Genomic DNA, 10,234 nt, shown 5'->3' with positions numbered 1-10,234 from the left:
TGTCTACACCCTCTTAGCTCCGCTGCGATAGCTAGCATCAGTTTTCGTTTTCAGGCGCGTCCTCCGACAATGTCATCCCTTCCCGCTTCGCCAAGGAATGCAGCGCTGCCCACGCCACTGGACACCCGCATTGAAATCGAGACGCCGGAAGGCATCGATATGGTTCTTCGCCCTGCCGGACTGGTTTCCCGCGCATTGGCGTTCGGAATCGACTTCGCCATTCGCGCAGCCGTTATCGGCGTGTTCTTTTTACTCTTGCAGTGGTTTGACAAGCTCGGCATGGGCCTGGCCGCCATCGTGTTTTTTCTGGTCAACTGGTGGTACATGGTGCTGTTTGAAGTGCTGAGTCAGGGGCGCACTCCCGGAAAGCGGGTCCTCGGCCTGCGAGTGGTGCACGATGACGGCACGCCGATAGACTGGTCCGCGTCGTTGATACGCAACCTGCTGCGTTTCGTAGACATGCTCCCACTGGGCTACGGGCTAGGTGCAATCAGTTGTCTGAGCCATCCATTGTTCAAACGGCTGGGTGATTTCGCAGCCGGGACGCTGGTTATCTATAGCGACCAGCCTGTAACGCGCCCCACCCTGCCAGAGGCAGAACCGGTGATTGTGCCGTTCGCCCTGCATCTGGACGAACAACGGGCAGTGCTCGGTCTGGCGGAACGACAAGGTGAACTGTCCATTGCCCGCACCCGGGAGCTGGCCGCAATTCTTGCTGAACCCTTGCACATCCCCGCTGATCAGGCGGTCGCTCATGTAAACGGCATCGCCCGCAACCTGCTGGGGCCGAAATGAAGCAGAGCCTCTTTGAAACCCGCCATAAAGATGAGTGGCAACGTTTTGGTCAGCGCCTTGATGCGCTGGAAAACGGCAAGGCCGATGTCAATGCTTGCGAAACATTCCCCTGTGATTATCGACGCGTCTGCCACCACCTGGCGCTGGCACAGGAGCGTGGCTACAGCAGCCACCTGGTCGACCCCCTGCATCAACTGGCCATGCGTGGCCATCAACAACTTTACCGCCACCGCAGCGCGATGGGCGCTCGTCTGCTGGGCTTTGTACTCGGAGGTTTTCCGCGACTGGTGCGCGCCGAGTGGCGTTTCGTCCTGGTCGCCAGCCTGTTGTTCTTCGGCAGCCTGATCGGCATGGGGTTGTTGGTCTACGGTTTTCCGCAACTGATCTACAGCATCGTCAGTCCTGAGCAACTGGCCGACATGCAGAGCATGTATGACCCATCGGCCAGCCGGATCGGACAACCCGCCGAAAGAGCTTCCGACGCAGACTGGATGATGTTCGGCTACTACATCATGAACAATATCGGTATTGCCTTTCAAACCTACGCCAGCGGTTTGCTGTTCGGGCTGGGCAGCCTGTTTTTTCTGCTGTTCAATGGGTTGATGACAGGTGCAATTGCCGGTCATCTGACCGACATAGGTTTTGGGCAGACATTCTGGACATTCGTCATCGGTCACGGTGCTTTCGAGCTGACCGCCATCGCCCTGGCCGGGTCGGCGGGTCTGAAGCTGGGATGGGCTTTGCTGGCCCCAGGAAGACTGACGCGCAGTACCGCGCTGCGCATTGCGGCCAGGACCAGTGTGCAACTGATCGGCGGGGTCATTCTGTTCCTGCTTATTGCGGCATTCATTGAGGCTTACTGGTCATCGATGACCTGGCCCGGACCGCTGCTCAAGTACCTTGCAGGTGCCGCCCTATGGTTGCTGGTCGCCGCGTATCTGACCCTGGCAGGACGTACCCCTCATGCGCCTGACTGAGTCAAACGTCGCCATACGTCCTCGATCCCCTTGGGAAGCCATAGACCTGGGCGTGCTGTTGGCGGGTCGGCACCGCGGTCTGCTGATGAGCAGTTGGGCAATCGTCACCCTGCCCGTTTTTTGCCTGCTCAGCGCACTGCTATGGGACTATCCCACGGCCGCCATTCTGCTGTTCTGGTGGCTCAAGCCTGCGTTCGAACGCTTGTCGCTGCTCATCCTGTCGCAGTCACTGTTCGGGGCAACGCCTACGCTCGGGCAAGCCCTCAAGGCGTGGCCCGCCACTTTGAAAAGCCAGCTGTTGCCAAGCCTGTTGTGGCGAAGACTCAGCCTGAGTCGCACCTTCAGTTACCGGTGCAGCAACTGGAGCATCTGGCAGGCACGGAACGCGACCTGCGTATCAGCCTGCTCAGCCAGAAAGACCTGCGCGCCGCACGGCTGCTTACCATCGTCGGCGCACATCTGGAATACTCATTGTGGATAGGCCTGCTGATTATGCTTTACGCATTTATTCCGCAGCAGATCCAGATCGACTGGCACTGAATGAGTCTGCTCGAAGTTGAAAACCAGTGGCTATGGATCGACCACCTGACCAACCTCTTCTATGCACTGGCGTTGGTACTCTGGGAACCCATCTACGTTGCGTGCGGCTTTACCCTGTACCTCAATCGCCGTACGGTTCTTGAGGCGTGGGATATAGAGCTGGTTTTCAGACGCCTGCGTCAGCGCCTGATCGGCAGCGCCTATGTAGTGTTGATCGGTGTCGGACTGGTGCTTTCGACGGCACCGGCCACGGTCTGGGCAGAACAACAGAGCTACAGCTGCCCGCTGCCCGATAGCAGCGCGGCAGAACCGCCCACCACCCTCGCAGCACCGGACACGCCGCGCCTGACCCGTCAGACACTGACCAGCGAAGCAGCCCGCAGCGAAATACACGGCATCCTGCAACAGCCGCCCTTCAAGAACCCCAAAACCGAGACAGGCTGGCGCTTCCCTGAACAACAGAAAAGCCAGTCTGTGGTTCGGGACACGCACGACCAGGGCTGGCTGATTACCTGGCTCAATCGGCTTCTTCGGGCCGCAAGCGCCCTGGCCAGCCTGATTGAAGTGCTGCTCTGGGGCGTGGTTATCGGCCTGACCGGGCTGGTGCTTTGGTATTACAAAGACTGGTTCAAAACCTTTGCAAGCAGGGCGCCCGGCAGAACAAAAATCGCCCTCCCGGCTCCCCGGCAGCTACTGGGCCTGCAAGTGAATGCCGAAAGCCTCCCTGAAGATGTCGCCGGCCGGGCCGAACAGCTTTGGAGCAGCCAGCCCCGTGAAGCCCTGAGCCTGTTGTACCGCGCACTGCTCAGTCGCTTGCTGAACGACTATCGACTGCCGTTGAAAAGCGCCGATACCGAAGCTCAGGTATTGGCGCACATCGCGGCGCTGAACCAGCCGCTGCTCAGTGAATTCAGTCATGACCTGACCATACACTGGCAGAACCTTGCCTACGGGCATCGACTGCCACCGGCCCATGCCCGGCAGCAACTCTGCGATGGCTGGCGTCGCCTGTTCAACCCGGCGGTACAGGCATGAGCCGCCGTAGCGGAATACTGATCGGGCTACTGGCCCTTTTACTGCTGGCAGGCGCAGGGCTTTACCTGAGCCGTCACCTGGAGCGCTACGAGAAAACCGTGGATCAGGGACCCTCTCCACAGGCAAAGGCCAATCCCTGGCTTGCGGCCGAACACTTCCTGCGTGGCCTCTCCATCACGGTAAACACCACTGACACACTGGCCCGGCTTCCCGACCCGAGTCATAGCACCCAGACGCTGCTATTGCTCAATGACCGGGAAGACATGACACCTGCGCAAACCGAACGGCTGCTGAACTGGGCCGAAGCGGGCGGGCACCTGCTATTGGTGGCCGAGCAACTCTGGAATGAGAAAAAAGGTCGCAGCGGCGATCTGTTGCTGGACAGGTTGCAGGTTCATCAGTACCTCACCACGGCCATCAATGCGCAGGAACAACAGCTGAGCGACGCTCAGCCGCCGCTGCCCATCCCGTTGATAACCCCCTCGCCAAAACGCAAAAAAGAGCCTTGGCCGGAGCTGACACGCCTGTATCTGGAAAACGAAAGTGCCCCGGCATACATGAGCTTCGATCCGGCGTTCCATCTGGAAGACCCGCAAGACCATGCACAGTCGTGGGCCAACAGCGCCGATGCCACACACCTGCTGCAAATAAACCGTGGTAACGGATTGATCACGATTGTGACTGACGCCAACCTGTGGAAAACCCGCTCGATCGGCAACTATGACAATGCCTGGCTGCTCTGGTATCTGACCCAGGGCAGTGAAGTGACCCTGGTGCTGCAAACCGAACACGACAACCTGCTGACCCTGCTGCTGCGCAACTACCCTCAGGCACTGCTGACGCTGGCGTTGCTGATTGGCCTGGGCCTCTGGCACATCGGCCTGCGCGAAGGCCCGATGCGACGGCCCGCCCCCCTTGCACGTCGCCAACTGACCGAGCACCTGCGTGCCAGCGCCGAGTTCCTGCGCAGACGCAGCGGGCAACAAACGCTGATAAAGAGCCTGCAACAAGACATCCTGCGCCGCGCCCGCCAGCTTCATCCAGGCTTCGAGCGGCTGGCTGTCGCAGAACAATGGCAGGTGCTTTCGCGCCTGACCCGACAGCCCACCAGCGCCATCAGCGACGCCCTGCGCCCTCGCCCGCCGCAACGCGTCTCACACAGCGAATTCACCCGTCAGGTAGCCCACCTGCAAACGCTCAGGAATGCCCTATGATCCTGCACTGGCGAATCGTTGGATATCTGCGATATTGAAATCAAACCTTTAGAAGCTCATGGGTACGTAGTGTTGGATACCTCATTTGGGCAGGCTTCGGCGCTGCGAATGAATCCCGACTCAACTTACTGTAATAACCGCATTCAAGATCAACACCACAACCAATCCGACCACCGCCACAATGGATTGAACCACCGAGATAGTCTTCGTCGCCTCCCCCATTGTCATGCCAAAGGACTCCTTAACCATCCAGAAGCCTGCATGATTCGCATAGTTGAAAAACAGCGAACCGCAGCCGATTGACAATGCCAGCAAGGGCAAGTTGAGGGTGGGATCAGCACCCGCAAGCGGTGCCAACAGGCCTGCAGCCCCTACGATACCCACAGTTGCGGAGCCAGTAGAGACCGAGAGTAACATCGCAATCAGCCAACCCAGGATTAACGGAGGGAAGGCAGACTGCTGGGTCAGGTGCACGATAGCATCGCCTACCTTGGCACTGGTTAGCATCTCCTGAAATGCCCCGCCTCCTGCGATGATCATGATGATGGAGGCAATAGGCTTGAGGCTTTTACCCAGTGAATCACGCACCTTTTCGGCGTCGCCACCGCGCGCCAGTACCAGGCTTGCGCCGGCGAAAAGCACGCCTAAGAGCATGGATATCAAAGGGTTGCCCACGAAACTGGCCATTTGCAGGATCGCATTGCCCTTTGGTAGCACCATCTCGGCGACGGCATTGATCAGCATCAGGATCGCCGGTAGCAAGGCTGCAAGTACGCCGAGCAAAACGCCGGGACGGGGTTGATTGTCGGTTTTTTCGGCCAGAGTGAACTGATCGAGTAATGCCTGATCAGGCCTGGTGCTCATGCGCTTCGAAATGAACGCGCCATAAAGTGGACCGCCCAAAATCATTGCTGGAATAGCGGAGAGAAAACCGTAGAGCATTGTGGGCCCCACTGAGGTTTTGAGTGCAGCGATGGCCGTCAACGGGCCAGGGTGCGGCGGTACCATGCCATGCATGGCGGCGAGCGCCGAAATCACTGGAACACCCACATACACATACGCCGAGCCTTTGAAGCGAGCCTGGCTTTCCAGCTTTCGGGCCACACTGAATATCAGCGGCAGCATAATCACCAAACCCACCTCGAAAAACATGGGTATGCCAACTACAAACGCAACCATCATCATTGCCCAAGGTATCAGGCGATCCGGGGTGCGCTTCAGGATGACCTCGGCCAGCTGCTCCGTGACGCCAGCATCAGCCAGGATTTTGCCTAGCATCGCACCAAGCGCGATCACAATCCCAACTGCCCCTAGTGTCTTTCCGGCACCGGCGATCAAGTGAGCGACGATACTTTCTGGCTGCATTTGGGTAGCAAAGCCCACACCAACAGAAACTACCATCAGGGCCAAAAGCGGGTGCATCTTGAGGCGCGACACGGTCAGTGCCACCAATACCACGACGCTGACAAGCGCGGTCATTAGAAGCTGTATATCTAAGGTAGTCATGAAAATATCTCAGTTGGGCTGGCGCTGAGGCTGCACTCAGCATTTGAAAAACCGGTTCGAGACGTAACGCTCGACGGAGCACGCAAAAAACCAGACAGCGTATGGGTGCCTTCACGTGCAACACCCGTTTCAGGAAAGGCAAACACTTCGCAACCTGCTGCCATGTCACTGCTGTCAGGTAGTTCAGTCAGGAGGTCAACATGGAAATGGGCATGAGAGCGACGCCACTCTAGCGGGATGTCGGCGTAGTCACGGGCCAGGGTGCCAGTGATTGGTTGCAATCTGCTGGGCCAACTGGTCATGAAGACGTTGATACAGCGGCAAACGGGCATCGTTGGACAGAGCATTCATTGACCTATTCGCCTTGTTATATAGTCATATATATGAATTTCAGCAAAGTATTTCCCCAATGACAAAAACTTGTCAAGACTGATCTTCTTTCATAAGCAAGATCAGGTCGTAACTGCAGACAGAGGGCAGATGCAAGCTGTGTTCAGGGACGCCAGCTAATCTGCGGAGCAATGCAGTCGATCAGAAGTCCGCCACTTTACTCCAGGCTGATTTCCGGAACCGGCCCGGGTGATACGGTCGCGGATCAACGATAAGGGGTGCGCAGCTGACAATATCGGCAATCAAGTGACTCGCGCCGGGGCTTAAAGACCGACCAATCCTGGCAATCCGCCAATGTCCGGGATCTGGTGGTAGCCGAAGGCGACATCCGCCGGCTGCTCATGGCCGCGGGCGACGAAGGCTTTGTGCTTGATTTTCATGTCATGGGCCGACATCAAGTCATAACGGAAGCTTGAAGATACGTGCAGCACATCTTCAGGTGCGCAGCCAAGGCTATCGAGCATGAACTCAGACGCTGCCAGGCGCGGTTTATAGGCTTGAGCCTGTTGAGCGGTGAACACTTTGTGGAACGGCGCTACTCCTGAATAAAGCCGGAGGGGCACTGCCTGTGAGTGGCCGATCCTGGTCGATTGCTGTCTTTACGTAACAGGCACGCAAACGCACCTGCCTTTCAGACAGAAAAGGCATCCTTGCGTAGATATCTATCTTTGGTGCAGACGGCAGCTATGTCAGCGCAATTGAATGGCATGCACCAATACGCCGCATGCCCTGAGCGGTTACCATTGAAATAATGCTCGGCAAGAGAAAAAACATTCAGTCGCTGCGCACAAAAATTACGAAAAAGCCAAATCAGGTAAGTAATTGATTTATGGACGATAAATCTAATATAAAAGTTAGTGACGCTCCAGAAGTCGCGAGCGATCAAACGCCCGAAACATCAGGCAGCACCGGGCCCTTTATCGAGCCTGCCATCGAACCGGCCAGCCCGACGAGCGCCGCGAGCACTCAGTTGCAGCAGCGGCAACGCGCCAGCCAGCTGGCTCAGGCGTTGCGTAACGAGTTGCAAAAGGCTGTGATTGGCCAAAACGCAGTGATCGAGGACGTGCTGACCGCCCTGATCGGCGGCGGGCATGTGCTGCTGGAAGGCGTACCGGGGCTGGGTAAGACGTTGCTGGTCCGGGCGCTTGCCAGTTGCATAGGCTGTGAGTTCGCGCGCATTCAATTTACGCCGGACCTGATGCCCAGCGATGTCACCGGTCATGCCGTGTACGACATGCAGACCGAGCAGTTCAAGCTGCGCAAGGGGCCGCTGTTCACCAACCTGCTGCTGGCCGACGAAATAAACAGGGCACCGGCCAAGACGCAGGCCGCGCTGCTCGAAGCCATGCAGGAGCGACAAGTAACCCTCGAAGGTCGGGCGCTGCCCATCCCGCAGCCGTTCATTGTGCTGGCAACCCAGAACCCTATCGAACAGGAAGGCACTTACCCACTGCCGGAAGCCGAACTGGATCGTTTCATGCTCAAGCTGCGCATTGACTATCCCGAAGCGCTGGAAGAGCTGAACATGGTGCGCCAGGTCACCCGCTCGACCCGTGCCGACATGCTGGATGTGCGACCGCTGCGGGTCATCATGCAGGCTCGGGAGGTTCAGGCACTGCAACGCATTGCCAGCGAGCTGCCCATTGATGAACAGGTGCTGGACTACGCCGTGCGCGTGGCGCGCAGTACGCGCACCTGGCCAGGTCTTAGCCAGGGCGCAGGGCCGCGCGCTTCAATTGCACTGGTGCGTGGCGGGCGGGCCAGAGCATTGTTGCGCGGCGGTGAGTTCGTTACTCCGGACGACATCAAGGGCTGCGCGCTGGCTGTGTTGCGACACAGGGTCAGGCTGTCACCGGAGCTGGACATCGAGGGCCTTTCGGTGGATCAGGTGCTTCGGCAGATCCTTGACCAGGTCTCGGCACCTCGCCTGTGAAACAGGTTCTGAAACCGTCGGTTCCGATGCTGCGCTGGCTCGGTGGGTTCATGTGCGTTGCGTTGCTGACAGGAACGCTCCATGCGCTGGGCATCGAGTATCCGGCAAAAATCGACGAGCTTTATCGGGCAGCGCTGCTGGCTTTCGCGGGTGTCAGCCTGCTCGATGCATTCTGGCTGCTCAGGCGTCCCTCGCCACGCGTGCAGCGTGAGCTTGCGGGCAGCCTGGCGCTGGATCGCAGGAACGAGGCGCGGCTCGACCTCCAACACAACGGCACCAAGCCAGTCACCATGCAGGTGTTCGATCATGTGCCGCATGGCCTGGAACATGAAAACCTGCCGCAGTCCATCATCCTGCCTGCGCGCGGCAAAGGCAGCATCGGTTACCGTCTGCGCCCCTCGAGCCGTGGCCATTTTACCTTTGAGCAGTGCGAAATCAGCCTGCCGGGGCCTTTGGGCCTGTGGACGGCACGCCGCTATCTTCCGGTACACAGCACGACCCGCGTTTACCCGGACTTCGCCCGGCTTTACGGTGGGCAACTGCTGGCGGTGGACAACTGGCTGAGCCAACTGGGGGTGCGCCAGTTGCAACGTCGCGGGGCAGGAATGGAATTCAATCAGTTGCGCGAGTTTCGTGAAGGCGACAGCTTGCGCCAGATAGACTGGAAAGCTACCGCCCGCCAGCGCTCCCCCATTGCTCGCGAGTATCAGGACGAGCGGGATCAACAGATCGTTTTCATGCTCGATTGCGGACGTCGAATGCGCAGCCAGGACGGTGATTTGTCTCACTTCGATCACGCGCTCAATGCCTGCCTGCTATTGAGTTATGTCGCACTGCGTCAGGGTGACTCGGTTGGCCTTGCGACGTTTGCGGGTGAGCAGGACCGCTATCTGGCCCCCGTAAAAGGGCCGGGGCAGCTCAACCTGTTGCTCAACTCGGTCTATGACCTGCAGACCACCCGGCGACCCGCTGATTACAGCGCCGCCGTTCGCCAATTGATGGTGCGCCATAAAAGACGTTCACTGGTGGTACTGATCACCAACCTGCGCGATGAAGACGATGAGGAGCTGGTGGCTGCTGCAAGACAGCTTGGCAAGCAGCACCGGGTGCTGATTGCCAGCCTCAGGGAGGAAGTGCTCGACAGTCTGCGTCAGGCCCCCGTACAAACCTATGATCAAGCGCTGGATTATTGCGGAACCCTGAATTTCCTCAACGCTCGCGCTTCGCTACACGACCGCTTGAGTGCTCAAGGCATTGCAATAATGGATGCTCGACCAAGGGAGCTGGGGCCGCAGCTGGTCAGCCGTTATCTGAGCTGGAAAAAGGCAGGTACGCTATAAGCGAAACCTTGCGAGTCAGCCAGCAGCCTCAGGCTGAGGCTTCATAAAAGGGGTAGAAACAGAAATACTCCCGCAAGAGCTGGACGAACGCCAGGTATTCTGTCGAGACCTGAGACAACTCGAAACCGGAGTCGTAGCTCCCTGGCGTCTCGTCTTCGTGGCTCCAGAGGCACTTGGCGCTAAGATCTATTGATTGCCCGATATTGCCATTCGGCATTTTCAGACACAGATCGAACCTGGCCCCTACCAGAACGGGCAGTTCGCTGATCAGCATCAGCCCTTCCCCGGACACATTCCCCAGACACCCCATCAGCCTGCCAGTATGACGATTGAAGACCTGCAGGTAATCCTGCAATTGGTGCCGTTCTATTTTCCGCTCTTTATACATGGCAGGCTGCCTTCCAAGACCACTGTTGCGATCACGTAACACCGTTCGCTGGCTGCGGACTTCCAAAAACGAGGCACTGCGCGATAACCGCCTCGGCCTAGGGAGGCGCTGCAAAA

At 58.3% G+C, this 10,234-nt stretch carries 7 protein-coding genes and 3 pseudogenes; 6 read left to right on the top strand and 4 right to left on the bottom strand.

The window, feature by feature from the left end; genetic code table 11:
• Nucleotides 1-69: 69 nt before the first annotated feature.
• The 4 genes and pseudogenes from ALO64_RS17795 (at nt 70) to ALO64_RS17780 (ending at nt 4,561) form a co-directional block, all read left to right on the top strand.
• Nucleotides 70-795: an RDD family protein gene (locus ALO64_RS17795; protein WP_044322035.1), complete on the top strand. Its 726-nt coding sequence runs from the start codon at nt 70-72 to the stop codon at nt 793-795.
• Nucleotides 792-1,772, top strand: coding sequence for a stage II sporulation protein M (locus ALO64_RS17790; protein ID WP_044345194.1), 981 nt, complete (start codon nt 792-794; stop codon nt 1,770-1,772). Before ALO64_RS17795 ends, ALO64_RS17790 begins: the two co-directional genes overlap by 4 nt.
• Nucleotides 1,759-3,347: pseudogene (locus ALO64_RS17785) on the top strand (DUF4129 domain-containing protein). The gene ALO64_RS17790 and the pseudogene ALO64_RS17785 overlap by 14 nt, the downstream one beginning before the upstream one ends.
• Nucleotides 3,344-4,561 carry a DUF4350 domain-containing protein gene (locus tag ALO64_RS17780; protein ID WP_044345193.1) on the top strand — a complete coding sequence of 406 codons (1,218 nt, stop codon included), beginning with the start codon at nt 3,344-3,346 and terminating at the stop codon, nt 4,559-4,561. Before ALO64_RS17785 ends, ALO64_RS17780 begins: the two are co-directional and overlap by 4 nt.
• Before the next feature lie 120 nt (nt 4,562-4,681).
• Here the strand turns inward: ALO64_RS17780 and ALO64_RS17775 are convergent, their stop codons facing one another.
• The 3 genes and pseudogenes from ALO64_RS17775 to ALO64_RS17770 form a co-directional block, all read right to left on the bottom strand.
• Nucleotides 4,682-6,067: a GntP family permease gene (locus ALO64_RS17775; RefSeq protein ID WP_044345192.1), complete on the bottom strand. Its 1,386-nt coding sequence runs from the start codon at nt 6,065-6,067 to the stop codon at nt 4,682-4,684.
• A 531-nt stretch (nt 6,068-6,598) separates the two neighbouring features.
• Nucleotides 6,599-6,733: pseudogene (locus ALO64_RS26655) on the bottom strand (D-amino-acid oxidase); the annotation flags it as partial.
• Nucleotides 6,721-6,993: pseudogene (locus tag ALO64_RS17770) on the bottom strand (haloacid dehalogenase); the annotation flags it as partial. The pseudogenes ALO64_RS17770 and ALO64_RS26655, both read right to left, overlap by 13 nt.
• A 293-nt stretch (nt 6,994-7,286) precedes the next feature.
• On the opposite strand from ALO64_RS17770, the gene ALO64_RS17765 reads away from it, so the two are divergent.
• A complete protein-coding gene (locus ALO64_RS17765; RefSeq protein WP_044345190.1) occupies nt 7,287-8,390 on the top strand; it encodes an AAA family ATPase in 1,104 nt (367 codons plus the stop codon).
• Nucleotides 8,387-9,730, top strand: coding sequence for a DUF58 domain-containing protein (locus ALO64_RS17760; RefSeq protein ID WP_044345189.1), 1,344 nt, complete (start codon nt 8,387-8,389; stop codon nt 9,728-9,730). The genes ALO64_RS17765 and ALO64_RS17760 overlap by 4 nt, the downstream gene beginning before the upstream one ends.
• A gap of 28 nt (nt 9,731-9,758) precedes the next feature.
• Here ALO64_RS17760 and ALO64_RS17755 read toward each other — a convergent pair whose 3' ends face one another.
• Complete coding sequence (locus ALO64_RS17755) at nt 9,759-10,118, bottom strand: PilZ domain-containing protein (protein ID WP_002554983.1); 360 nt, start codon at nt 10,116-10,118, stop codon at nt 9,759-9,761.
• Nucleotides 10,119-10,234 lie beyond the last annotated feature (116 nt).

The organism is Pseudomonas meliae, assembly GCF_001400515.1.
Taxonomy (GTDB): domain Bacteria; phylum Pseudomonadota; class Gammaproteobacteria; order Pseudomonadales; family Pseudomonadaceae; genus Aquipseudomonas; species Aquipseudomonas amygdali.
The sequence above is the reverse complement of the archived record's forward strand: the minus strand, read 5'-3'. Positions and strand labels throughout refer to the sequence as shown.